The organism is Enterobacteriaceae bacterium Kacie_13 (genome assembly GCA_013457415.1).
Classification (GTDB): domain Bacteria; phylum Pseudomonadota; class Gammaproteobacteria; order Enterobacterales; family Enterobacteriaceae; genus Rahnella.
On the sequence record CP045665.1, the window covers coordinates 2,336,133 to 2,362,530 of the forward strand.

General features: G+C 54.9%; 20 protein-coding genes. 9 read left to right on the forward strand and 11 right to left on the reverse strand.

Annotated features, from left to right (window positions below):
- Window positions 1-95: 95 nt before the first annotated feature.
- A complete protein-coding gene (manA, locus tag GE278_10680) occupies window positions 96-1,277 on the forward strand; it encodes a mannose-6-phosphate isomerase (protein QLK61198.1) in 1,182 nt (393 codons plus the stop codon).
- A 134-nt stretch (window positions 1,278-1,411) separates the two neighbouring features.
- On the forward strand, window positions 1,412-2,950 hold the full coding sequence (locus GE278_10685) for a DUF945 family protein (GenBank protein QLK61199.1): 1,539 nt from the start codon (window positions 1,412-1,414) through the stop codon (window positions 2,948-2,950).
- Window positions 2,951-3,039: 89 nt separating this feature from the next.
- On the opposite strand, the gene GE278_10690 is transcribed toward GE278_10685, so the two are convergent.
- The 5 genes from GE278_10690 to GE278_10710 are packed head-to-tail and all read right to left on the reverse strand — an operon-like array spanning window position 3,040 to window position 12,238.
- Window positions 3,040-6,375: a tetratricopeptide repeat protein gene (locus GE278_10690; GenBank protein ID QLK61200.1), complete on the reverse strand. Its 3,336-nt coding sequence runs from the start codon at window positions 6,373-6,375 to the stop codon at window positions 3,040-3,042.
- Window positions 6,356-8,692, reverse strand: a complete 2,337-nt coding sequence (bcsB, locus tag GE278_10695) for a cellulose biosynthesis cyclic di-GMP-binding regulatory protein BcsB (protein ID QLK61201.1) — start codon at window positions 8,690-8,692, stop codon at window positions 6,356-6,358. The genes GE278_10690 and bcsB overlap by 20 nt, the downstream gene beginning before the upstream one ends.
- Window positions 8,692-11,304 (reverse strand): UDP-forming cellulose synthase catalytic subunit, encoded by a 2,613-nt coding sequence (bcsA, locus tag GE278_10700; GenBank protein ID QLK61202.1) that lies wholly within the window; start codon window positions 11,302-11,304, stop codon window positions 8,692-8,694. The genes bcsB and bcsA overlap by 1 nt, the downstream gene beginning before the upstream one ends.
- Complete coding sequence (gene yhjQ, locus GE278_10705) at window positions 11,301-12,026, reverse strand: cellulose synthase operon protein YhjQ (protein QLK61203.1); 726 nt, start codon at window positions 12,024-12,026, stop codon at window positions 11,301-11,303. Before yhjQ ends, bcsA begins: the two co-directional genes overlap by 4 nt.
- 2 nt (window positions 12,027-12,028) lie before the next feature.
- A complete protein-coding gene (locus GE278_10710; GenBank protein QLK61204.1) occupies window positions 12,029-12,238 on the reverse strand; it encodes a hypothetical protein in 210 nt (69 codons plus the stop codon).
- Window positions 12,239-12,441: 203 nt separating this feature from the next.
- On the opposite strand from GE278_10710, the gene bcsE reads away from it, so the two are divergent.
- From bcsE to fetB, 5 genes are all read left to right on the forward strand, one after another.
- Window positions 12,442-14,043, forward strand: a complete 1,602-nt coding sequence (gene bcsE, locus GE278_10715; GenBank protein ID QLK61205.1) for a cellulose biosynthesis protein BcsE — start codon at window positions 12,442-12,444, stop codon at window positions 14,041-14,043.
- 1 nt (window position 14,044) lies between these two features.
- Window positions 14,045-14,275 carry a cellulose biosynthesis protein BcsF gene (gene bcsF, locus GE278_10720; protein QLK61206.1) on the forward strand — a complete coding sequence of 77 codons (231 nt, stop codon included), beginning with the start codon at window positions 14,045-14,047 and terminating at the stop codon, window positions 14,273-14,275.
- Window positions 14,272-15,915, forward strand: a complete 1,644-nt coding sequence (gene bcsG, locus GE278_10725) for a cellulose biosynthesis protein BcsG (GenBank protein QLK61207.1) — start codon at window positions 14,272-14,274, stop codon at window positions 15,913-15,915. Before bcsF ends, bcsG begins: the two co-directional genes overlap by 4 nt.
- A 754-nt stretch (window positions 15,916-16,669) precedes the next feature.
- Window positions 16,670-17,341, forward strand: a complete 672-nt coding sequence (gene fetA, locus GE278_10730) for an iron ABC transporter ATP-binding protein FetA (protein QLK61208.1) — start codon at window positions 16,670-16,672, stop codon at window positions 17,339-17,341.
- A complete protein-coding gene (gene fetB, locus GE278_10735) occupies window positions 17,328-18,101 on the forward strand; it encodes an iron export ABC transporter permease subunit FetB (GenBank protein ID QLK61209.1) in 774 nt (257 codons plus the stop codon). Before fetA ends, fetB begins: the two co-directional genes overlap by 14 nt.
- A 45-nt stretch (window positions 18,102-18,146) precedes the next feature.
- Here fetB and GE278_10740 read toward each other — a convergent pair whose 3' ends face one another.
- On the reverse strand, window positions 18,147-18,842 hold the full coding sequence (locus GE278_10740) for an FCD domain-containing protein (protein ID QLK61210.1): 696 nt from the start codon (window positions 18,840-18,842) through the stop codon (window positions 18,147-18,149).
- 310 nt (window positions 18,843-19,152) lie between these two features.
- Here GE278_10740 and GE278_10745 point away from each other — a divergent pair, with 310 nt between their 5' ends.
- Window positions 19,153-19,536, forward strand: a complete 384-nt coding sequence (locus GE278_10745) for a type II toxin-antitoxin system RelE/ParE family toxin (protein QLK61211.1) — start codon at window positions 19,153-19,155, stop codon at window positions 19,534-19,536.
- Entirely contained in the window at window positions 19,533-19,829 is a 297-nt protein-coding gene (locus GE278_10750; protein QLK61212.1) for a helix-turn-helix domain-containing protein, read from the forward strand. Before GE278_10745 ends, GE278_10750 begins: the two co-directional genes overlap by 4 nt.
- Here the strand turns inward: GE278_10750 and xdhC are convergent.
- From xdhC to guaD, 5 genes are read right to left on the reverse strand one after another with little or no spacing between them, the layout of a single operon-like run.
- Window positions 19,813-20,607 (reverse strand): xanthine dehydrogenase accessory protein XdhC, encoded by a 795-nt coding sequence (xdhC, locus tag GE278_10755; GenBank protein ID QLK61213.1) that lies wholly within the window; start codon window positions 20,605-20,607, stop codon window positions 19,813-19,815. The genes GE278_10750 and xdhC overlap by 17 nt on opposite strands.
- An 11-nt stretch (window positions 20,608-20,618) precedes the next feature.
- A complete protein-coding gene (xdhB, locus tag GE278_10760) occupies window positions 20,619-23,009 on the reverse strand; it encodes a xanthine dehydrogenase molybdopterin binding subunit (GenBank protein ID QLK61214.1) in 2,391 nt (796 codons plus the stop codon).
- Window positions 23,002-24,405, reverse strand: coding sequence for a xanthine dehydrogenase small subunit (xdhA, locus tag GE278_10765; GenBank protein ID QLK61215.1), 1,404 nt, complete (start codon window positions 24,403-24,405; stop codon window positions 23,002-23,004). Before xdhA ends, xdhB begins: the two co-directional genes overlap by 8 nt.
- Window positions 24,402-25,040, reverse strand: coding sequence for a TetR family transcriptional regulator (locus GE278_10770; GenBank protein QLK61216.1), 639 nt, complete (start codon window positions 25,038-25,040; stop codon window positions 24,402-24,404). The genes xdhA and GE278_10770 overlap by 4 nt, the downstream gene beginning before the upstream one ends.
- Window positions 25,037-26,371: a guanine deaminase gene (gene guaD, locus GE278_10775; protein QLK61217.1), complete on the reverse strand. Its 1,335-nt coding sequence runs from the start codon at window positions 26,369-26,371 to the stop codon at window positions 25,037-25,039. Before guaD ends, GE278_10770 begins: the two co-directional genes overlap by 4 nt.
- Window positions 26,372-26,398: the final 27 nt, after the last annotated feature.

Genomic DNA, 26,398 nt, shown 5'->3' on the forward strand with positions numbered 1-26,398 from the left:
ATTGTCATTCAGCGCACTTTTTGCCCCTTCACAGTTGTAAAGGCCGCGCCGTCATTGTTTACTAGCGGGTAGAATTTTCCATTCAGGATGAAGCAATGCAAAAGATGCATAATGGCGTACAAAATTACGCCTGGGGCAGTAAAGACGCGCTGACCGAACTTTATGGTATTACAGATCCGCAAGGTCGGCCGATGGCAGAATTGTGGATGGGGGCTCACCCGAAAAGCAGTTCGCAGGTTAAGAATGCCGCCGGTGAGATGATTTCACTGCGCGAGCAAATCAGCGCCAGTCTCGACGATCAGTTAGGCAAAAAAGTGGCCAGACGTTTTGGTGAGCTGCCTTTCCTGTTCAAAGTATTGTGTGCCGATCAACCGCTGTCAATTCAGGTTCACCCAAGTAAAGGTGCTGCCGAGCTGGGTTACGCCAAAGAGAACGCCAATGGCATTCCTCTTGATGCCGCTGAACGTAACTACAAAGATCCGAATCATAAACCTGAACTGGTTTATGCCCTGACGCCTTTCCAGGCGATGAATGGTTTCCGTGAACTGCGTGAGATTGTTTCTTTATTGCAGCCGGTCGCCGGTGCACATGCGCTGATTGCCAGCTTCCTCTCTTATCCTGATGTCGATCACCTGCGCACGCTGTTTGCCGGGTTATTGAGTCTGGAAGGTGAAGATAAATCACGCGCGCTGGATGTACTGAAATCAGTGCTGAGCAATCAGCACGGCGAGCCGTGGGATACCATTCGCAGCATTTCTGAATTTTATCCTGACGATACCGGCCTGTTCTCTCCGTTGCTGCTCAACGTCATTACCCTGCAACCGGGCGAAGGCATGTTCCTTTATGCTGAAACCCCGCATGCGTATCTGAAAGGCGTCTCGCTGGAAGTGATGGCCAACTCTGATAACGTCCTGCGCGCCGGTCTGACTCCGAAATACATCGATATCCCCGAACTGCTGGCTAACCTGAAGTTCAACGCCAAACCGGCCAGCGAATTGCTGACTACGCCGGTTGTAAAAGGCGCAGAACTCAATTTCCCGATCCCGGTTGAAGATTTTGCATTCTCCGTTCACAGCCTGTCTGCCGAGCCACAAACTCTGGCCCAGGACAGCGCAGCCATCGTCTTCTGCATTGAAGGCCAGAGTGTGCTGGTGAAAGGTGATGAAACACTGGTATTAAACCCGGGTGAATCCGCTTATCTGTCTGCCAGCGAGTCACCGGTCACGGTGAGTGGCAACGGACGCATTGCCAGAGTGTTCAATATCCTCAGTAAATGATCATTTGCTTAAACAAATTGAGGCTAATGGCCTCAATTTGATGAATTATTTACTGATTGAGCTACACTCAGGGAACTATTAACGCCGCAAGGCGTTTTTTGTTTTCGAGACATTTCATAAGGATAAACAGAGATATGAAGAAGTCGTTAGTCGCTGTAAGCGTCATTGTAGTCCTTGGCGCAGCCTGGACAGGCGTCTCGTGGTACACGGGTAAACTTATTGAGCAGCATATGGACGAGGAAGTCGCCGCGGCCAACAGCCAGTTGCAGACTGCCTTTCCGAAGGCTGGTCTGAAGGTCAGCTATCAGGATTACCATCGTGGGCTGTTCAGCAGCAAATTGCGCATCGTCCTGCAACCTGACGCCGCCGCAGCCACTGCGGGTACCAGCGCACTGAAAACCGGTGATGAAATCGCGTTTATCGAAACGATTGATCACGGCCCGTTCCCTGCCGCTCAGTTAAAGAAATTTAACCTGATCCCTAGCATGGCTTCGGTACATTCCGAACTGCAAAACACCCCAACGCTGAAACCGCTGTTTGACGTGACCAAAGGCCGTTCGCTTATCACAGCAGACAGCCGTGTGTCCTACAGCGGCGCGAGTTCTTCAGCCATCGACATCATTCCGGTAACTTACCAGAAAGAAGACAGCCAGCTGCAATTCTCCGGCGGTACGGTGAATGTGGATGTGGATAAAGAACTGACGGCGATGAAGCTGAAAAGCAACATCGACAGCGTGGCGATCACCTCTAAAAACCAATGGGGCCAGCTTGAGAAAGTGACGCTGACCGGTTTCGATATGGACAGTGATACCCAGCAGGGGAAACTCCAGGTGGGCGTAGGCGATCAAAACCTGAGCGTGAAACAGATCCTAGTGAACGTTGACGGTAAAGACGCGGTCTCGCTGGAAAACTTCAAGCTGGTGAGCAAATTCTCTGAAAACGGCAATAACATTGGCGGCCAGCAGGATTACACCCTCGATGCCCTGAAAGTTCAGGGCGCTGATTTCGGTTCTGCAAAACTGTCCCTGAAGCTGGACAAGCTGGATGGCGCAGCCCTGAAGCAGTTTACTGATAACTACAATCAGCAATCACGTGCCCTGCTGATGCAGCAAGGTGAGCTTGACCCTGCGGTGTATCAGCAACAAGCTGCTGATCTGATGCTGGCAAATTTGCCACTGCTGCTCAAAGGCAATCCGAGCATCAGCATTGCTCCGCTGAGCTGGAAAAACAGCAAAGGCGAAAGTACCTTTAATCTGCAACTGGATTTGAAAGATCCGTCCGCAACGCCTGCGCAAACTCAGGATCAGATGCTGTCACAACTGGTGAGCAAGATTGACGCTAAACTGTCTATCCCGCTGCCAATGGCAACAGAGGTCACTACTCAGGTCGCGAAACTGGAAGGTTACAGCGGCGATGATGCGACTAAACTGGCACAACAACAGGTTCAGGGTATTGCCGCGATGGGGCAGATGTTCAAACTGACCACGGTCAAAGACGATACCATTTCCAGCAGCTTTAGCTATGCCGACAATCAGGTTGACCTGAACGGTCAGAAAATGACGCTGCAGGAATTTGCCGGTCTGTTTGGTATCTTCGGCGGTTCTGTTGCACAGCCACAGTCAGAAGCTCCAGCGCCTCTGGCACCGCCGGTGGCACCCGTTCCGGCTCAGTAATCTGACGCAGCAACGTTAAAAAGCGCACGGCGCTGAAGTAAAAGAGGGGGATCAGATGATCCCCCTCTTTTTTATTTCTTTTTTGATGATTATTTAAAATCGGCGTAAGGCGTCAAAGGCTGCGCAGGCATATCAAGATCACCCAGCCATCCGCCCAGTGAATATCTGGCGTAAAGCAAATAGTGACTCGGCGTATAATCTTTCGCCTGCTGAATATCCACACCCGCGCCGACTGTCCAGTGTGAGCTCACCCTTCTTTCCAGCAGTGCCTGCACGGTATAGCCAAAACCGGAACCGCTGCTGCCTGAATCCACCGCGCCTTTATCTGCATCATCCATATTGGTATCCGCCACCAGACTTTGGATCGGGTAGCGCTTCTGACTGCGGGTGGATGAACGCGACCAGGAGACTGAGCCTCCCAGTTGCCATGACCAGTTCTCAGTACGCTGGCGATAATTCACCGGCACTGCCAGCGAGAAATATTGCTGCGGGCTGTAATAACCGCCCTGTCCCAGCGTATAGCCACTGAGGTCTTTCTGATAATGCCAGACCATCGAACTCAGGCCGACGGTCGCTCGCCGGTTATCTTCGTTGATGACTTTGTAGTAATAGCCACCCATCAGCCGTTCACGGGTGTTATCCGCCACGTTCTCACCGGTCAGCTGATGCGCGCTGAGATCGGCCCAGACGCCGTTAGCCTCACCCTGATCGTAACTCAGGCCCAGGCTGGCACCCGTTGCGCGAACGCCACCCCAGGTGGTGTTCGTGCCGGGGTCTTTCGCACCGGCAAAAGACAGTAATGAACTGGAGATCGGACGGCGTGAAACGGTGGTCGTCCAGCCAATTTGATGCCAGTCACCGCTGTACGCCAGCCCGCCGACCCAGTCAACCACCTCGAATCCGAGTGGCGTGGTGCCTACATCCCCTTTCCAGTTTTCATCTTCCCAGCCTGCCGCCAGACTCAGGCCATTGGCGGTCTGAGTGCGGTAACGACGGCACTCAGATTTGATGTCACCACAGGTGCCGAAGCTTTCATCATAGTTGCCGTTTTGACTGTCGAATGTGCCTGCATCCATCCGCACCCAGTCAGCACGCAGGAAGCCCCGTCCCTGATAAACCGGCATATCTGCCTGGAACATCAGAGTATTCGCCGTCAGATCCGATTTTCCTGGCGTGCCGCTCGAGGTCCAGGAATCGTTATCTAGCGTGAAATTCACATCCTGCTGGCGGTATAAATCATGGGCGTCGGAGCGGATCCCCCGTTTCAGCCAGTCGTCCCCGGCATTATTACGCGTCAGACGGGTATAGCCGTCATTGTCTTGCGGTACGCTGTCGGTGATCCCGCTGGCCACCATCGCCTGCCCGTAATCCTGATGGGCAAGACCCGGCTGTCCGAGTTGCTGCTCGACGTTAGCCGCATTGCGGTATATCAGCGCCTTATCCTGCCCGGCCGGTCGCGATCGGGCTGACGTTTTGAGTGGTTGCAATAACGCATAAGCTTTAGTGGTTTCCCCGACGTCCAGCCAGGCTGTGGCGACGCGGCGTTGCTGATTGAAACTGAGGCTTTCAGCGGAAAGATTCGCCTGTTGCAGACGTTGTTTCGCCAGCGCCCTATTGCCCGATGCCAGTGCGTTTTCAATCCCGGCGAAGGTTTTATCGAGCTCAATACGCTGCGCCATTTCATGCATATTGGCGTCCCACTTCGTTTCGGCCAAGGTGTGCAAATGACGTAAAGCGGCATCGCCGCGCTCTGAACCGGAAAGATACAGCGAATAAGCGTAGACCTGCTGCGGATCCGCAGGTTTCTTAGCAGCCAGCTCTGCAAACGCCGCGTCGGCCTTGGCCGGTTCTCCCGCTTCACGCAACGCATTGGCATAATGGTAGGTGCTCCAGACATCATCCGGATTGAGTTTCAACACTTCAGCATACCGGTTGGCCGCCTGATGCCACTGGCGTTGTGCCACATATCTTTCTGCCTGCGCGGTCAGCATATCGCTTTGCAAACTCTTCTGACGATCGCTGAGTTTGCCCCGTGACGTCGCGGACAGTGTATTCAGATAATCGAGCGCCTTTTGCGATGACTGACGCTGATAGATATTCACAAGCCCGCGTTCGGCGCTGCTGTTATTGCGTTCGAGCGCCAGTGCGCGGCGGTAAGCCTGTTCGGCAAGCGGATCGTTTTTGCGCGCTACGGCAACATCACCGAGGCCAATCTGCGCCCACGGATCGCGGGTGTCGATTCGTTGCGCCTGTGTATAAGCTGTTCCGGCCTGTTCAAGCTGCCCGGCTTTCAGCGCTTTATCGCCCTGCTCGATTTTGAGCCAGTAACTGTTGGTCTGAATCAGACTGTTCCATTTGCTGGTGTTGTAGCCATTCTGGTCGGCGGCTTTTGCGCGCTGGAACATCGCAAGCGCCTGCTGACGGTTACCCGCGCGGGAATACGCCTGCCCCATAGCGCCCAGAACTTCAGCGTCATTCGGTTTTTCCTGCAAGGCTTGTTTTAGCGGCGCAATCGCCGCCGTCGAACCGCCTTTCTCTACCTGCGCCAGTCCTTTCATGCGCGCCTGATAATGCGGATCCGCCAGCATAGCCTGCTGACGTTGAAGTTCCTGCTGCGCGGTAATGACCTGTGGGCCGGTATCAAAGGTGGCGATAAACTGCTGCAACGCATCGACGCTGGCATTGCCAACCGGCTGCGCCTTGATGCGAGCAAGCCAAAGATCGGCGGCCGGTGAGCGCCCTTCATTGGTGGTGGCAATCTGTCTGACCAGCCCCACCGCCCTGGCATTATCTCCTGCATCAAACGCCATTTGTGCCAGTTGCAGCCGCAGCTGAACATCGCCGGGATACTGATTATTGAGCGCCTGAAGCTGCGCCTGAGCCCGGGCTTTCTGCCCCGGAAGACGCGCGACTAACTGCCAGTATTCCACCGCCAGATCCAGCGTCGGCGGCTGCCCCTCAAACAGCGTGTCGTACTGCGCCTTTGCTTCATCAAGACGTCCGGCTGTTGCCAGTAAACGTGTCTGTTGCAGTTTCTGCTGCATTTCCGGGGAGGCAATACGCAGGCTCAGCTGCGCCTGACGATATTCTGCAGAACCGGGGGCGACTTGCTGAATTTTCTCCAGCTGCTGTTTTGCCTGTGCCTGATCCCCTTCGCGCAGTAAAAGACGCAAACGTGCGGAAAGCACCTGCGGATTTTGCGGATCCATCAGCTCCAGGCGAAAAAGCGACTGACGCACCAGCTCTTCCTGATGACTGGCCTCGCCGATCCGCACCTGTTCCAGCAACCATTGCTCCGGCGACACTACCGGCGCTGCGTCCGCCGGGGCGTACAACAGCGCCAGCCCCAGCGTCAGGGCCAGCCGGTTAAAGGTGAGCGGCGTATTACGACAAGTTTTCACGCGCTTATTCCTGATCGTCTTCATGCAGGCGACGACGGCTTAACGTGCGCAGACCGGTCCAAAGCAGAATAGCGGCCAGAATCACCACGATCACCGCCATAAAGGCCAGTAAAACCGGATGGGTAGCAAGCGCATTCCAGACGCGTTCCCACCACGGCAGATGCCCGACGTAATAGGTATCACCCACACGCAGGCTGGTAGTACCGGAATCGCGCACTACCGCCACCGAACCGTAGATCAGCGCGCGCTGTTTGGTATCCTGCAATGACGTGTTCAGCATGTCGAAGCCCTGCTGACTGTTCGCCATCAGGGCCACCACGCTGCGCTGATCGAAATAAGGCGACTGCAAACCAACCACAGCAGCGATAGGTCCCTGCGCGGTAATTTGCGCACTGGCATCAACACGGGCGTCGCTGGCCGGCGCGGTGTTATCCGGTAACGGCGTCTGACGGATTGGTGTATTGATAGCATCCCGCGCAGCGTTAATCAGCAGGTTGGCTTTCTTGTCATCCCGCATACTGTCATCGCGTAAATCGGCGGGCAGCGCGCCAATCACCAGTAAATCAGCATCTGTAGATTTGGCTTTCACCGCATCTTCCGTCAGACCAACGCCCAGTGCCGGATAACCGGTCAACGCACCGATATTGCCCATTGCATTGAGCAGCGTGGTCAGTTGCACCGGCTGCGGCTGTGGCTGAACTAATACCAACGTCTGGGATAAATCCGCCATCCGGCTGAACGGGAAACCGGCGTTGGCGAATGCACGCAGATCCGGCATCGCCATAAAGTGACGATAACCGGAGAAATCAATAGTCGAGCTGTCGTCGATCACCACATGATTGGGTACGGTCGTGTAGGTTTCGCAGCGCCCTTCAGTGCCGCTTGCCAGCAGCGAGGTGTAATCAAAATCAAACCGCATCTGGTTGACCGCGCCGAGTTTCAGCGCCGGAATATTCAGGTCTTTGCTGCCATCGAGCAGCCCCTGTAACAGCGACAGATGCAACAATTGTGAATCTTCATCGTGACCGGTTTTGAGCGTCAGATCCTGCATAAACTGGTTATTCAGGTTGATGCTCAACCGCGAGGTATTTTTCAGCTGCGGCGAGGTATAGCGGTACTTAAGCCGCATATCAATGCCTGAACTGCTGATGAGGAACAGATCCGGCGGCAAATTAATATTCAGGGTGATCGGGTTAGGCTGAATACCGTCCGACTGTAACTGTTCGGCGTACTGTTTCAATTCCCCGAAATTCATCGGGCGGTCGGTACGCACCCAGTTTGGCGCATCGTAAGGCTGACGGGCCTGAATCTGTTCGACTTTATCCACGCCCACGGTTTGCCCGCGGAACAGAATATTACCCTGTGCGATCCCCTTCACGGCGGTCAGCAAATCCTGATCGTCACGACCGAGGATCAGCAGCATTTTGACGTAAGGATTATCCGGACGACTCATCATCTCCACTACCGGGCCTTCCACCGGCGGCAGGTCTTTAAGGAAATCCGGGCGCTTATCGTTGGTAGCGAAAATCACCCCGTGGCTGTCCGGCAACTGGTTATAAAACGTCGGGAACGACTGACCGCGCCACTGCGCTTTGGTACCGAACCACGAGGCAAGAATGGCCGCCGCCTGTTGTTGCATAGCGTCCGGAGACGCCGCAAATACCATCGGCAAATCCAGCGGACGGCTGTCGCGCGCATCAAAGAACGGCACCGGGAAATGCGCCAGGTCATTACTCAGCGGCAGCTTCTGGTATTGCAGGCTGAGCGAACTGCCCTTGCCGAGCTCCAGCCACAGCGTACTGTTGGCAGGGTTCTCACAGATGTTCTGGTAATGGCCAATGAACTCCAGACGGATGCGGTTAAAGTCCGTAACGTAGCGCGGATCAATCGCCATTTGCAGTTGGTTTTTCTTGCCAAGCTGGTCCTTATCGATGACTTCCACGCCCATCAGTTGGTCGTTCAGATACACCTTGAGATGCGACTGTACCGGGATCAGCGACGGCGATGGCGTGAATTCCAGATTCAGTGTCGCCTGCGTCACCACTTCATCGCTGCGAACGCCGAACTCAATCTGCCCGTTGGGCTGAATACCGCGCAGGGTAATCGCGCCCGGCGTCGGGGCCACATCGGCAAACGGCAACGTCAGGTTACGCACAGGTGCGCCGGGGATAATCATCGGATTGACCGCAGGCGCAACCATCGGCAGCGCCATCTGAGGTGCGTTTATGTCCGCCTGAGGTACGACAGCCGGAGCCTGTTCGCTGAATGCGGGCGCCACTGAACCCAAAGCCAGCGTCATCAGCACGGAGGCCACTAAAGTCGTCAAAGGAAGTTTTTTCATTATTTTGTCATCATCAGGGTTGATTCATCAGGCTGAACAGAAAGCGGCGGATTACGTGGGGCAAAAGACCATAGCCAGCTGCCAATCGACTGGGTTTTCCCGGCCAACGGACGGTAGCGCTTAGGGGCGATATCCAGCATCCGCATATAACCGCGAATACCCAGCCCCAGCACTTCCCGCAGACTTTCCATAGGTTTGTCTTCCGGGAAACTGTCCTCACGCAATACCCAGCTGTCTGCACGGGCAAACGTACATTGAATGAAATCGATGTGTTGCTGTGTGGTTAACGGCTGCAACTGCATGCCAATGCTGTTGCCGAACACCCGGCTGACCTGCACCGGGAACGCGTATTCCTGTAAACCGCGATGCAGAATTAACGTGACGTTGTCACCGGCATTAAAATAGCGGGCGCTGTCGGTTTCCAGCCCGACGCCGTTGTCGGAGTAGTCCTGAACGGTACACACATACAGGTGGCCGTCCGGGCGCAGTAAAGATGCGGGCAGTCTGGCTTCGACACGGTGCGCCTGACGCACCTGCCTGGACTCAAACGCCACGGCAATCGCGCCGCCCAGAATAATCATGTTGTAAATCACCCACGCCATACTCACCAGCACAGTCAGTACTTCATCTGCCTGGCCGTAAATCATGCGGTAAATACCGAAGAACAGCCCGGCCAGATTGAGCAACATCAGCACCTGATAAGGGCGGCTGATTTTCCAGTCCACATAGGCATGCTTATTCAGCCCGCCCTTGGCGGTGACGTTGAAAGTACCGGCATGTGGATTAAACAGCGCCACAGTCGTTGGCCGGGCGATATACCAGGCAAGCACCGTTTCATAGATTTCATTCCAGAAGGAATGCCGATATTTTCCCTGCACGCGGGAGTTCGTCAGACTGGCGTGGATCATATGCGGCAGGACGTACAGCGCAATGGCAAACGCCGGTGCATAAATCACATAGGCATGCATCAGCAGAAACGCCAGCGGTGCGGTGAGGAAGATAAGGCGAGGAATACCGGCCAGAAAGTGCATCATGGCATTGGCATAACACAGTCGCTGCGCCAGTTTCAGCCCCTTGCCGAACAGCGGATTATCCAGACGGAATATCTGCACCATGCCGCGCGCCCAGCGGATACGCTGACTGACGTGAGCCGACAGGCTTTCCGTCGCCAGTCCGGCTGCCTGCGGAATGCGGATATACGCCGAACTGTAACCGTGGCGATGCATCCGCAGCGAGGTGTGCGCATCCTCCGTCACCGTTTCTACCGCAATACCGCCGATTTCATTGAGCACATCGCGGCGCAGCACCGCACAGGAGCCGCAAAAAAAGCTGGCGTCCCAAAGATCGTTGCCGTCCTGCACCAGCCCGTAAAACAGCTCACCTTCGTTTGGCGTGCGGCGCATGCGCCCGAGGTTACGTTCAAACGGATCCGGCGAGAAGAAGTGATGCGGCGTCTGCAACATGCTGAGTTTTTTGTCTTTGAAGAACCAGCCGACAGTCAGTTGCAGGAAAGAACGTGTCGGTAAGTGGTCGCAGTCAAAAATCGCCACCAGCTCACCCTTCGCCTGTTTCAGGGCATGATTGATATTCCCCGCTTTGGCATGCTCGTGGGTTTCGCGGGCGATGTACTTGATCCCAATTTCATGAGCGAAATCCGCGAACTCCTGACGGTTGCCGTCATCAAGCAGATAAATCGTCAGCTTGTCACGTGGCCAGTCCAGCCCCAGCGCGGCATACAGCGTCGGTTTCACTACGCTGAGGTCTTCGTTGTAAGTGGGGATCATCAGGTCAACGGTCGGCCACGTCGAGATATCCGCTGGCATCGGCACCGGTTTACGGTTCAGCGGCCAGATGGTCTGGATGTAGCCCAGTACCAGCACCGTCCATGAATAGGTTTCGGCGAACAGCAGCAATAAGCCGCAGGTCAGACTCAGGGGATCGTCCCAGTTAAGTGTTGATGTATAGCGCCACCACAGGTAGCGGCAGGAAATGGTCAGCGACAGAACGATCATCATCAGCGCCGGAAAACGTCCGGGAATGCGGCGAATCAGCATGGCGATGCTCCACAGCAGCACCACAAAAACAAACTGCGCCGTATAACCGAATGGCTGTGAAATACAAAACATTGCCAGAACCAGCGCCACAATACCGGCCAGCAGCATCAGCACGCGCTTCACCGCGCGGTGCATCGTGCTGACGCGCCGGATGACGCGCGCCTCCAGCGGAGTCTGTTTTACCTTACCCGGCAGAGATTCCAGCCAGGCGTTGAAACGGTCTCGCAGCTGCTGCGGCCAGCGGACATAGGTAAAACGTTCGCGCACTCCGTCAGAGGGAATGATGATAAGCAGCCACAAACTTTGCAGTACATAGCGCAAGGGGTCGGCGAACTTCGGGTGTTCAGCAGAAAGCTGCGGATACCAGCGCGTGCGTTGCGCATTCACACGCTGCCACGACGGAGATTCAAAGCGGAAGAATAACCAGCCCAAGGCAACGCAAAACACCATCACGGTGGCCGCGCTGCGTGACGCATGATGGCTCCGGTACTGACGATAACGCGCCTGCAATCCTGATATCACCGGTGGCAACAGCAACAGGTTCAGCAGGCGGCTCATACTCTGGCGCTCCGCGGGTCGTCCTGACTGCGCAAATGCAATAAACACCAGTTCGCCAGCGTATTTAATTCACGGCTGATTTTGCTGTTTGAATTCCACTCGCCCACCGGCTGTTTGGCAGCGAGTGACTCGGCCATTGCTTCGTCGCGGTGCAAAATCGTCGGAATAAGCGGCGCAAGGGTCTCCTGCCACAACAGCAAAATATCCTGTTGTAACTGGCTGGAGGTGATGAACTGATTGACCACATAGCGGCCATTTTTCGGCAGCGGATGCTGATGCAAACGGACGTGCGACTGCGTGTCCGCGTGCAGCAAAATCAGCGTGCTGTCAGCCACCCACTGTGCGGGCAGCGGATCAGCAGACGGTGAGTCGATAAGGATCCAGTCATACACACCGGTGTTTTTAAGTTGCGTAATAGCACGCGACCAGTCGACACAGTCAACCCGATCGCCTGACGGCGAAACGTGGCCGTAAGGCAAGAAATCAAGATGGGAGTGATAACGCATGGCCGCGGCGTGCCATGCCTCACCAGCAAGATGAGCAGAATGCCAGCCGCGCCCCTGTTCAAAGGGCATACCAAAATGCAGACGCAACATGTTCTCCGGTGAGAAGTCGATCACCAGAACTTTTTCATTCAACTGCGCAAGAGCCCAGGCCAGTGCGGCGGTAACAGACGTCGTGCCGCTCCCCCCACGAAAACCCTGTAACGCGATTACGGCCATACTTACTTTTTCTCCGCGTCGGGGGGCAACTGTTTGTCAAATTTTGCCAGCTCGGCGAGCAATGGCCAGCGTGACATCAGCTGCGGAATTTTTTCTTTACGGGCTATATCGACATAATTTAATTCTGATACAGAAAAAAGGTGACTCAGTTCAAAGAAATCATCGTCTTTACCCGGTTCGGATTCCTCCGGGTTTGTAATATTGGCGTTCATTCATTCTCCTCCCTGCATTCACCCAAAAGCTTACCCCTCTGCTCCAGCCAGAATTCAGCTGGACATGAGTCTTTTTAGTATCAAACATTATTGTGAAGATTTATGATTATTTGAGGTAGCAATGATAGAATTTATTATACTCACATTTATCAAGGTGTCCCAAGTGGGTTTCCATCGAAAACGAATATAAGCAGATTAACTCTATGGCACTTTCCTTTTCATTGGGCATGAAGCAATTCTGGAATGGATTAGCGGAAATGCAAATTCGGGGTCTTTACTGGGTCAATGCGAACGATCAGGAGGCTGCTTATCGTTTGTGCGAGCAAGTTATTGAGGCACAGCAAGGCATTGTACGAGTGAACGTTCTTTTTTCGCAGCACAATTTAATTTGCAATGATCCACAAAAAAGACTAGCTGAAGATAATGTTCTTTTAACCTCTCTGAAAGAAAGGCCGGAACAGATTGCTTATTATCAACTAACCAATGGAAAGAAACCTTTTCTGGCATTACCGGCTGATATTAATCGTTTACATGGTGCACAATCCTCATTGATGATTTTATTGCTTCCTGCCAGTTCATGGCTAACGTTAAACGATAAACAACTTACCCGCTGGGTGCGGGAAATCAGCGACTCCACTGATAATAAAAACAGCACTTGTCTTATTCTCTGCTATGGCGCGGGTATTAATGCGATTAAAAGCCAGCTGCATTTATATCACCGCCAAATATGTGGGTTAGCCGAACTAAAAACCGATGTTGAACCCAATCAGTGGGGCGTATCGTGGTGGCATGACCATGTCGTGTCCGAAGCCAATACCCTTTATCCGCTGAATGCGCGCAAAACGGGCTGGGAAATTCAGAAAAACACCCCTGCGTCGGTGGCTCAACAAACCGGTGATGACCAGTGGATGTTACTGGCTGAGCGCTCGGTGCTCGAAGGCGCACCACCGCTTTCCGAACGGTGGTTTCTGTTTGATGAGAACGCAGCACTGGCAGAAAGAGCGGCGCATGCCCGTGCCGCAACGGTCATATTTGCCCTGGGCGGAAACGATGAGGTGGAAGTCATGGCGCGGCAAATCCACCGGTTGCGCATACAGCGCGGCAATGGTTTGAAAATCGTTGTTCGCGAAATGAACTCCTCGTTGCGGTATGTCGATCAGCGTTTGCTGCAGGCTTGCGGGGCCAATCTGGTGGTTCCGCACGCAGCGCGCCTCTCCAACTTCCTGACCTTACTCGACGATCTGCAAAACCTCAGCTTCACCCGCCATGTTGCGGAAAATATTGAGGTGCTGCTCGACAGCCGTTTACCCACGCATCATAAAGGCTATCTGCCGCTGCCGGTATTTTGCAGCGTGATGAAAGATATCTGGACGCACGCCTCTCTGGCGAGCGAATCGCGCGGGATCCTTATCTCCCTGCGACCCGCTATCGGCATCAGCCCGCAGCAGGCGATGTCACTTTGTTTACTGCGTCGCGACGGCGACATCCTGACCGTTACGGAAAAACATCTTTATCTGTTCCTGTCAAACTGCCTGGTCAGTGATGTCGACAGCGTGCTGGCGTTTCTCTTCAATCTGCCGGTCAAAGACGTTTTTACCAGCCAGACTTTCTGGAGTCAGGAAGCGGACATCCAGACCGAAGTTCGGCGTCTGGCCGCCAAACCGCCGATGGCGCAGCCGGTGCTGGAAGCCGAAGCCTATACAGCTCATAAAATCGAACCATTGAAACGCGCTCCGGTGCATCAGCCCGTCCCCATTACACTGGCCATCAGTGATGTGCCCGTGATGAAGACCACGGAACTCTGACATGAATATCAGCGATATCATTGAGATTTTTATCCTTGCGGCGTTCCTGTTTATCCCGCTCGGTTATGCGTTGCGCAGTCGGGTGCCGCGCTGGAAAAATCAGCTGGCCGCCCGTTTTTTCAAACCGCGCTATTTGACCCCCATCACTATCAGCATGGTCAATAAGCACCGCCAGCGCGACGCGCAGGCGAAAGCGTCTCCTGCTACAGGGAAAACCAAAACGTCACTATGAAAGCATCGCAATCTTCTGCACCGCGTTTGCGGGTCTGGCAATCCTGGCGCGGCCTCGGCGCCTGGAACTACTATTTTTTGCTCAAATTTGTACTGCTTTGGCAGGGTTATCTGAATTTTGATGCGCTGAGTAACCTGATTTTTGCTGCCGCATTGTTATTCCCATTACCTTCCTTACGTATGCACCGCTGGCGTCAGTGGCTCGCTCTGCCTGTCGGGCTGGCATTGTTGTATCACGATACCTGGCTGCCGGGCTGGCGTTCAATCGTCAGTCAGGGCGCGGACGTTACCGGTTTCAGTCTGGGCTATTTGCTGGAGCTGGCTGACCGCTTCATCAACTGGCAGTGGATCGGCGTCGGTTTTGCCCTGCTGGTGGGTTATCTGTTCGTCTCACAGTGGATCCGCCTCACGACCTTCACCGTCGCCGCGCTGCTGTGGGTGAACCTGAGCTTCCTCATCACCCCGTTCTTCGCATCAACGCCGGTGACCGCAGCGGTGCAACCGACCGTGACCGCGCAGCCTGTTGCCCCGTCCGGCACGGCGAATACGGTTAACGGCCCGCCGACGGATGCTAATCTCAGCGCCTATCTTGAACAGTTCTACCAGAATGAAAGCCGACGGACGGTGCGTTTCCCTGATGCCCTGCCCGCTGACGCGCAGCCGTTTGATCTGCTGGTTATCAATATCTGTTCACTGGCCTGGGCGGATCTGGACGCGGTTAATCTTTCCAGTTCCCCGCTGTGGTCGCGTTTTGATTATGTGTTCAGCAATTTCAACTCAGCGACCGCCTACAGCGGCCCGGCGTCAATCCGCCTGCTGCGCGCCAGCTGTGGCCAGTCATCGCATCACAATTTGTATCAGGCCGCCGGGCAGCAGTGTTATCTGTTTGACGATCTGGCACGTCTGGGCTTCACCTCACAGCTGGCGATGGATCACACCGGCGAGTTCGGTAATTACATTGGCAACCTGCGTGATGACGCTGATATGAAATCACCGCTGATGTCGCAGGCGGGTCTCGGTCACGAGCTGACCTCTTTTGACGGTTCGCCTATCTTCAACGACGGGCAGTTATTCACCCGCTGGCTGGAGAATCAGGAAAAAGCCGGTACCGCACGTACTGCGACGTTCTTCAACCTGATCCCCTTGCACGACGGCAACCGTTACGTCGGCAGCAATAAAAGCGCCGACTACCGCAGCCGGGCCACAACCCTGCTCAATAATCTGAACGCCTTTATGGATCAGCTGGAAAAATCAGGCCGTAAAGTAATGCTGGTGGTGGTTCCGGAACACGGTGCCGCGCTGGTGGGTGATAAAATGCAGATTTCCGGCCTGCGCGATATCCCAAGCCCTGGCATCACACACATCCCGGTCGGAGTGAAGTTCTTCGGTATGCAGGCGCCGCACGCGGCCTCACCGATGAAGATCGACGCCCCAAGCAGCTATCTAGCCATCGCCGAAATGGTATCCCGCGCGGCAGACGGCAAAGTCTTCATCAGTCCGTCGATGGACTGGAAAACCTTCAGCGCCAACCTGCCGCAGACGCCGCGGGTTTCAGAAAATGAAAACGCCGTGGTGATGGAATATCAGGGGAAAATCTACATCCGGTTAAACGGCGGGGGGTGGGTACCGTACCCGAGTTGATTGGGCGGGGGCCGCCGTACACTTGGTGTTGAGATTCAACGTCTACTTCAACGTCTACTTCTACTTTAAGGTCAAGACCGTGGGTTGCCACCCACACCGGCCTTAAGGGGGGCTTATCGCCGCCCCCCTTAAGAATCCCAGGCTCTTTAAAACACGTGCCATGCATACCGGCTCTGTTTCAGAAACGCCTGCTATTGCCGCAAAATCCCGCCACTGCGCGGTTCCCTCCGGTCGGGTTACAACCCGCGCAGAAAGCCGCGCGGTTTTCCACCTCTTCCTCCGGCGTGATTTTTGAAAACGGCCACAGGCTTTTTAGGTCACAACTTCACCCGCTCAGATCATTTCAAAAAACCAAACACTTTGTTCAATCTCTATTTGTCTTCAAAAATGGTGAGATGGCGCGATCAAAAAATCCTGCCGAACGGAGCGGGCTGGAGACCTATGGCTCCAGCACCGAGAGAGGGAACCGCGCAGCGGCAGGGTTTTGCGCCACATGCGGGCGCTACAGAACATGTCCATCGACCCAGCGATAGCGCGTGTTTTAAAGAGCCTGGGGGGTCTTGGGGGGCGGCGGCGATAGGCCGCCCCCCAAGTCGGTGTGGGCCGACGCCCACGACCTTGACCTTGACCTTAAGGCCAGTTTGGGCGGCAGCCCAAGGTCTTGACCTTGAAGTAGATTTTAAAAGCCGCCCCGCTTCGGCATCAAACTAGTGATATTATTCACACATTCAATTAATTTCCCCCGGATATTACCATGTCAACTCCTCCGGATTTACTCCGACTCACCGATGTATCATTCACTCTCAACCATATCCCGCTTCTTGAGCCCGTATCACTCACCCTCAATCCCGGTGAATTCACCCTGCTCACCGGCCCGTCGGGTAGCGGCAAAAGTACCCTGCTGAAAATCATGGCGTCGCTGCAAACCCCGACCGGCGGGACGATTCTGTTTAAAGGCGAAGATATCAGCCGTATTAAACCGGAGACTTATCGCCAGCGGGTATCCTACTGCTTCCAGACACCGTCACTGTTTGGTGAAACCGTGCTGGACAACCTGGCGCTGCCTTATCAAATCAGGCAAAAAAACGTCGATGAAGAACTTCTGCGTGCCTGGCTGAAACGGGTGCACCTCTCACCAGAGATCCTGAGCAAAAATATTCAGGAACTTTCCGGCGGTGAGAAACAACGCATCGCCCTGCTGCGCAATCTGCAATTCCTGCCCGACGTGTTGCTGCTTGACGAAATCACCAGCGCGCTCGATGAAGATAACAAAGCAAACATCAATGAAATCATCGCCAGTCTGGCAGAGCAAAAACAGCTCGCGGTGCTGTGGGTTAGTCACGATCAGACTGAAATCCGCCACGCCAAAAACGTCATCACGCTTTCCCATACTTCGCACGAGAACGCCCTTCATGAATCAGCATAATATTACTAACGAATCTTTGGCGCTGGCGCTGATATTGGTGGTCGTCGCCCTGCTGGTCAGCAGCAAAGAGAAACTGGGACTGGAAAAAGACATCATCTGGAGCGTGGCGCGGGCGATCGTGCAGCTGGTGATTGTCGGTTATGTACTGAAATACATATTCGATCTCAATAATGGCTGGCTGACCGTGCTGATGGTGCTGTTCATCTGCGTGAACGCCGCGCTGAATGCGAAGAAACGTAGCCGCAATATTGATAACGGATTTGTGATTTCGTTTGTCGCGATAACGGTGGGCACCACGCTGACGCTGACGATATTGATTCTGACCGGTTCGATTGAGTTTCTGCCGATGCAGGTCATCCCGATTTCAGGCATGGTGGCCGGGAATGCGATGGTGGCGGTGGGATTGTGTTACAGCAATCTGAACCAGCGTTTTCTGGATAACCAGCAAAAAATTCTTGAGATGCTTAGCCTCGGCGCGCCGACGAGAATCGCCTCAGGGCGCATTATCCGCGACAGCATTCGTGCGGCGATGATCCCGACCGTAGATGCGGCAAAAACCGTGGGGATTGTGAGCCTGCCGGGCATGATGTCCGGGCTGATTTTTGCCGGGATCGATCCGGTTAAAGCCATTAAATATCAGATTATGGTGACGTTTATGTTGCTGGGAACGGCAAGCTTATCGACCATTATCGCGGGTTATCTGGCCTATCAGCGTTTCTACAACGACCGCGCACAGCTGCGCAGCCTGAAATCCTCGTAACGCCCTTTCGCGCCCGTGGTTACGGGCGCCAGCATTCTTTTTACGCTATAAGTCGGATAAAACCTGCCGCAGATTAATTTCTCCCGCATCCGCATCATCAAGGTCTAACACGCCTTCGAGATCGTCGAGATGCTCCTGCATGATTTCCGCCGCCTGCGCGGTGTCTCCCGCTTCCAGCGCGTTGATGATCGCCTCATGTTCGTCGCACTGGCAGGAAGGCACCTCGTTACGCTGATAAAGTGCCACGATAAGGGAACTGCGCACCATCAGATTCGACAGGATTTCACTCAGTACGCTGTTGCCACAAATCTCACCGAGGATCAGATGAAACTCACTCAGCTCACGCACGATGGCTCGGCGGTCTTCTGATGCGGTGGCCACTCGTTCGTTACGCATATGGCTGCTGATGCGCTGACGATGAGTCCGCATTACGTCTGGGGTGATGCTCTCAACAATCGCCCGCTCAATGGCGCGACGGGCGATAAACACTTCGCGGGCTTCTTTTGCAGTAGGCTGAGACACCATCGCGCCGCGATTCGGTTCGATGGTCACTATGCGCTGCATTGCCAGACGCTGAAGCGCCACCTGAACGTGGTTGCGATTTGCCCCCAGCGCTTCAACCAGCTGAGACTCCACCAGACGGGTTCCTGGGCGCAGCCTGTGCTGAGCAATGGCTTTCGATAAAATTTCAGCGATTCGCTGAACTTCCAGCTGTTTGGCGGTGGTGGTGTTAGTGCTCATGAAATGCTACGTAGCCTCTTGCCAGCGATGGGCGTGTTTAGTGCAAATTATCATTACCTGTTAACAATTGTTGTCGTAAATCATGCTAAGGACAACATGAAAACGGCACGTATTATTCACCATATTTATTACTCTCGCACGCATTCCCCAAATATCCTTTCCCCCGATTATTTTTTGCGAGACATCGCGAGGGTAATCATCGTCCTCATTCACAAACCGGAAAACCTGTCCAGAATGCCTTGCGTAGCCGTAAAAAATGCAGGGAGCGGGCAAATATGTGAACCTGCTTCCTGTTTAAAAATAATCATAAATGATTACTTTTAAAATATATGAAAGGTATTCATACTTCAACGCAAGGAAAGCCACTGTGTACGATGTGACCATCACCCGCAATGCGCAAAGGGAACTCGATAAAATGCCCGCTACGCTTATCGCAGCGCTAATTGAAGCTGTTGACGAGTTGGGTATTTACGGCGCCGCCTTACAAGATCCTGAGGTTCGGTATGTCGGAAATGGAGTAAGGGAACTTCGGGTCACCAGCCTGGACGGTCTTGGCAGAGCGTTTTACTTTTTTATGAAGGGTCGACGTATTTATATCGTTCATATTCTGCATAAGAAAACCGCCAAAACACCTCGTCAGGATCTGGAACTGGCAATACAACGCATGAAAGCTATCAAAAGGAATGAAATATGAAAGATGATGATTATGAACTGATCCCTTTCAGCGTGGTGAAAGCGGAGATGCTGAAAAATCCTGAGGTTGCCGCCGCTTACGCAGCCCTCCAGCTCCATAAAAAGATGGTCGCAGAGCTTAAGGCCACGCGCCTTGCCGAATCCCTGACGCAGGAAGACATTGCAAAGCGCACCGGGCTGAAAAAGCAAAACATCAGCCGTTTTGAAAACGGCACCGCATCCCCCACGCTCAATACCGTCAGCCGTTACGCCGTCGCGCTCGGCGGCACTTTTGAGTTTAAAAAACTCCACTGATTTTCGCGTGCGCCCCATAGGCTGCAATAAACTCCCCGGCGATCGCCACAGCGATTTCTGCCGGGAGTTTGCCACGCACGTCTGGCAACCCAACCGGGCAGCGCATGCGGGTCAGTTGCTCCGCTGAGATTCCTTTACCGGATAAACGATAGTCGAAGCGTTTTCGCTTGGTTTCGGAGCCGATCAGACCGAAGTAGCGAAAATCGCCGCGTTTGAGGATCCGCTCGCTCAGCGCAAAATCCAGCTGATGATCGTGAGTCAGCACCATGAAATAGCTGCCCGCAGGCATTTGCGCCACGGTACTTTCAGGTTCTTCGTCTACGATGCAGGTAATCTGTGCATCGACCTGCGCGGGAAATTCGCTGGCGCGGGCATCCACCCAGGTAATGCGGCACGGCAGTGTGCTGAGAATATTCACCAGTGCCCGTCCGACGTGGCCTGCGCCATAGACCACCACGTGCGGTTGCGGATGTCCGAGCGGTTCAAGCAGCACCGAGGCCATTCCGCCGCAGCACTGTCCGAGGCGCGCGCCCAGCGAAAAACGCTCAAAGCGGCGGGTCTGTTCGCCGTTTTTCAGCATCTCGCGGGCAATGGCCGTGACCTGAAATTCCAGATTGCCACCGCCGATCGTGTAGAAAAGCTGGTCAGCGGTGATCAGCATTTTGCATCCCGCATCACGCGGCGTGGAACCCTGTTGATCGACAAGCGTTGCTACCACGCAGGGTTCTCCACGGGTTTGCAGATCGTGTAAACGGGTCACCCAGTCATCAGTACGCATGAGAACCTCCGTTAGATGACCATTTTATCAACGATATTCGTGACAACGTCACCTGAAAACCGTAGCTGGTTCACTCCGTTGAGCACCCGTTCAGGCGTAGCGGGCGCGTCAATGTGCGGATGGACGCGATAACCCGCCAGACTGGCGATCGCGTCTTTGATAGCACACCAGACTGAAATCCCGAGCATAAACGGCGGTTCGCCCACCGCTTTGGAATGGAACACCGTGTCTTCCGGGTTCTTGCGGTTCTCCACCAGCTTCACGCGCAGATCCTGCGGAATGTCACCAATCGCCGGTATTTTGTATGCCGCCGGGCCACTGGTCATCAACCGACCTTTATCGTTCCACACCAACTCTTCGGTGGTCAGCCAGCCCATGCCTTGCACAAATCCGCCTTCCACCTGCCCAATATCTATAGCCGGATTCAGCGAATCTCCGACATCGTGCAGGATATCGGCGCGCAGCAGTTTGTATTCGCCGGTCAGCGTATCCACCAGAACTTCAGCGCAGGCCGCGCCGTAAGAGAAGTAATAGAACGGATGCCCGGCCGCTTTGCTGCGATCGTAGAAAATTTTCGGCGTTTTATAATAACCGGTGCTGGAAAGCGGCACCTGATTCAGCCAGCACTGGGTGGCAACCTGCTCAAAACTGAAATACTGATCTTTCACCCTCACCTGACCGTTGCTGAATTCCACGTCATTTTCAGCCGCGTCGTGGACGCGCATCAGCATCTCCACCATCCGCCCTTTGATGATTTCCGCGGCATTTTGCGCGGCTTTACCGTTGAGATCGGCACCCGATGACGCCGCAGTCGGTGAGGTATTCGGCACTTTGCCCGTGTCGGTGGCGGTTATCTGAATACGGCCGATATCCACCTGAAACACTTCGGCGACGACCTGTGCCACTTTGGTATTCAGCCCCTGGCCCATTTCAGTGCCACCATGGTTGAGTTGAATGCTGCCATCGGTGTAAACCAGCACCAGCGCACCGGCCTGATTGAGAAAGCTGGCGGTGAATGAAATGCCGAATTTCACCGGCGTCAGCGCGAGACCTTTCTTCAGATACGGATTCACACGATTAAATTCAGTGACAGCGTCACGTCTGGCAGCATATTCCGCACTCTCTTCCAGTTGCTGCGTCATTTCCTGTAAAAGGTTTTGCCCGACGGGCTGATGGTAGTGTGTGACGTTGCGGGTTTCCTGTCCGTAATAGTTGTTCTTGCGAACCGTCAGCGGATCGGCCCCCAGCTCGCGGGCAATGTGATCGACAATATGCTCGATCGCCACCATCCCCTGCGGGCCACCGAATCCGCGATAGGCAGTGTTCGACGCCATATTGGTTTTACAGCGATAGCCGGTGATCAGCGCATCACCGAGATAATAGGCGTTGTCGGAATGGAACATCGCGCGATCGACGATAGAACCGGATAAATCCAGCGAATAGCCGCAGTTGGCGGCCAGTTTGATGTCGATGCCGTGGATCACGCCGTCGTCATCAAAACCGACGTCGTAGCTCACATGAAACGGATGGCGTTTGCCGGTGATCAGCATGTCATCCTGACGCGCCAGCCGCATTTTCGCCGGACGTCCGGTGAGATGCGCCGCCAGCGCCGCCAGACAGGCCGTCCCTGCTGCCTGCGTTTCTTTACCGCCAAACCCGCCCCCCATCCGCCGCATATCTACCACCACTTTGTGCATTGGCAAACCCAGCACTGAGGCGACCAGTTTTTGCACTTCGGTCGGGTGCTGCGTCGAGCTGTACACCAGCATCGCGCCATCTTCACCGGGCATCACGGAGGCAATCTGCGTTTCCAGATAAAAGTGTTCCTGCCCGCCGATTTCCAGCTCACCCTGCAACCGGTGTTTCGCGGATGTCAGCGCCATCCGGGCGTCGCCGCGTCTGTGTTGATGCGGCTCCTCGACATAATGTTCAAGCGCCAGAGCCTGTTTGATGGTCAGCACGGCATCACGCATCTGATACTCCACTTTCGCCAGCGCGGCGGCGGCACGCGCGGCATCCATCGACGTGGCGGCGACCACCAGCACAATCTGCCCGACGTACTCCACGCAGCCCTGCGCCATCAGCGGATCGCCAAAAGTCAGCGGAGCGATATCCAGATTGCCCGGCACGTCCTCTGCCGTCATTACCCGCACTACGCCGGGCACGGCGTAACAAGGTTCAGTATCGATATGTACAATATCGGCATGGGCGTGCGGACTGAGCAGCGGCACCAGATGCAACTGGTTAGGAAATTCCAGGCGATCATCAACGTACACCGCCTCGCCGCTGACGTGTTTGTCGGCGCTTTCGTGACGCTGACTTTTGCCCACACCGCTCTGTAAACCGGCGCGGAACAGCGTTTCCATCTGCTGTTGCGAGAGTGAAGGTTTGGATTCAGACATAGTGAGTTACCCGCATCAGCGTTTCAGGAGAGGTCATTTCGATGTGGCAGCGGCGAAGCAAGTTTTTCGCCACCTGCATACGGTATTCGCGACTGGCGCGGAAATCGCTGATCGGTGTGAAATCCTGCTCCAGCGCCTGGCAGGCACGCTCAATTGCCGCGGTCTGCCACGGCTGGCCGAGCAGTTGTTCCTCGCAGGCGGTCGCGCGCTTCGCCACTTCCGCCATTCCGCCAAAGGCGATCCGGACATAAATGACGGTGCCGTTTTGCACTTCGATATGCAGCGCGGCGCACACCGCTGAAATATCATCTTCCAGCCGTTTCGACACTTTGTAGACCCGCAGCTGGCGGGCCGCAGAAGTCGCGCGGGGAATACGGATTTGCTCGATAAACTCGCCTGTCTGCAACGCCGTTTGGCGGTAACCGAGAAAAAACTGATCCAGCGGCAACTCACGCTTCTGTGAGCCACGCCGCAGCAGCAGCATTGCGCCCAGCGCCAGCAAGACCGGTCCGCCATCACCGATGGGTGACGCATTGGCGAGATTGCCGCCAAAGGTACCCTGATTGCGGATCTGCTCCGATGCAAAGCGCTCGAGCAGTTGGCCGAATTCGGGAAATTCATCGCGCAGCACCGGCAAACACTGGCTGAGGGTGGCTGCTGCGCCGATATGAATAGCCTGACCGGTCAGCGTAATTTGTTTCAGCGCATCAATATGGCTGAGGGAAATCAGTTTCGGCAGCCGCTGGAAACGTTGCGTAACCTCCAGCGCCAGGTCAGTGCCACCCGCCACCAGACGGGCATCCGGATCTGCGCTGAACATCTGCGCCAGCTGTTCGATGCGGGTCGGCTGCTCAGTGGCGGAAATGGCGCGCAGTTTTTGCAGCGTATCCGGCGCGCAGGCGTCAAACTGGTCGGCCTGCGGCTGCTGGCAGATATCTTTGGCCGCCGCCATGATCGGGCGATAGCCGGTGCAGCGGCAAAGATTGCCGGACAGCGCCTGCTGTGTGTGTTCCACATCAAATGACTGCTGTTTTTTTTCTAAAGCAAACAATGACATCACAAAACCCGGCGTGCAGAAACCACACTGCGAGGCGTGATTCTCCACCATCGCCTGCTGGACGTGATGCAGTTCGTCGCGATGTTTCAGATCCTCTACGGTGATCAGCTGTTTTCCATGGACCGCAGGCATAAACGTCAGACAGGCGTTGACCGTGCGGTAGTTCAGCGCGTCGCCCTGCGGTTCAGCCAGCACAACGGTGCACGCGCCGCAGTCGCCGGACGCACAGCCTTCTTTGGTGCCGCAGCGCCCGGCGTTCTGCCGCAGATACTGTAAGACGGTTGTATCGGCTGGCAGATTTTCCGTGTGGACTCTGCCGTTCATTAAAAATTGGATCATGCGCCTTCTCCCTTCTTACAGCCGTTCAAAATCAGCGTAGTGACTTCTTCAATGATGTGCTCACGTGCTGCGTTATCGCCGTCAAAATCGCCATACATATGCTTCACCTGCACTGCAAAATCCGCGTAGTACTGCGTCACCGCCCAGATGTGCATGATGAACAGTCGCGCATCCAGCGGCCGGATTTTCTGCTGGCTGATCCACTGGTGGATCAGGTTTTCTTTGCCAGTAATGTTCGCCGTCGCCTGCGGCCAGTACTTATGCAAATAGTGGCCACCGCCCAGCACTTCGCTGGTGAAAATACGCGAAAGCTCAGGCTGGTCGAAAGAGAAGTTAAGCTTGTTGCGGATATACCGGCTGAGTACCGCGTCCGGTTCGCTGAGCGTCGGGTCGAACTGGATGATGTCACCCCAGACTTTCAGTACCTTTTGTAGCAGCTCTTCATACAATTCTTCTTTCCCAGCGATGTAGTAATGCAGCTGGGCTTTTTTGATCCCGGCGCGCTGAGCGATGGCCTGCGTGGTCGCCCCCTGAAAACCCTTTTCACTGAACTCTGCAATTGCCGCCGCGTGAATGCTTTCCAGCGTACGCTCGCGCGCCACGCGGATTTTGCCGCCTGATTCGTTGTTCATCATGCCGGATCCCTCGCGTAGGCCAGTTCGCCGTCGATATAAGTACAGAACACGTTGCGATCGTCACCGAGGGTCATCAGCACAAACAGTTTTTCTGCCAGCGTTTCGCTGTTAGCGGCACGTAGTTTTTGCAGTGCACTGACACCCGGCTCGAGCACCACGAAATCCGCCTCTTTACCGGCGTTGAAGTTGCCGATTTTGTCATCAAGATGCAGCGCCCGCGCACCGCCAAGCGTGGCGTGATAAAACGCTTCAAAGGCGGATAAACGGTAACGTTGCAGTTGCCCGACTTTGTAGGCTTCCGACAGGGTTTCCAGCATGTTGAAGGTGGTCCCTGCGCCTACATCGGTACCCATCCCCACGCGGATGCGTTTCTCCCAGGATTTCTGCAAATTGAACAGGCCGCTGCCAAGAAACAGATTTGAGGTCGGACAAAAAGCGATGGTGGAATCGGTGTCTTGCAGGCGGTCCCATTCGCTGTCATCCAGATGCAGACAGTGGGCAAACACGCAGCGTTCGCCGGTCAGTCCGTGCTGATGATAGACATCCAGATAGTGCTGATGCGCCGGGTGTATCTCCTTCACCCAGGACAGCTCCGCGACGTTTTCGCTGAGGTGGGTGTGCAGGTACACGTCGGGGAATTCTTCTTTGAGCAGGCGGACTTTTTGCAGCAACTCAGGGGAAGATGTCGGCGCGAAGCGCGGCGTCAGCGCGTAACTCAGCCGCTGACGGTTATGCCAGCGCGCAATGAGCTGCCGCGTATCGGCTTCGCTTTGTTCCGGCGTTTCCAGCAAGGCGTCAGGGGCGTTTTTATCCATCATCACTTTGCCCGCCACCAGCCGCATGTTGATGTCGGACGCCTCTTTAAACAGCGCATCGACCGACTGCGGGTGCACGGTGCCGAACACCAGCGCGGTGGTGGTGCCGTTAAGCAGTAACTGTTCGATGAAGAATTTCGACATGCGCCGGGAGTAATCCGCGCAGTGATATTGCTGTTCAGTGGGAAATGTATAGCGCTGGAGCCATTCGAGCAGCTGTTCGCCGTAGGCGCCGATCATCTCTGTTTGCGGATAGTGGATATGCGTATCGATAAAGCCCGGCACGATCAACTTGTCGCGATAATCATCTATTTCCAGACCGGCGGTGCGCCGTGCCTGCGCCAGCTTCGCCTCGCCTTCCCGCCCGTCGCCCAGCCAGACGATATGCCCGCCGCTGAGCAACATCAGTCCGTCTTCGATATAGCGCACCTGCGCATCGAGATCGTCGGGTTTTAACACCGGCTCACGGATATCAAAAAAGTTTCCGCGAACCGCGCGGGTGATGATCTGACTCATGGCATAGCCCTTTTCTGCAACATTCTG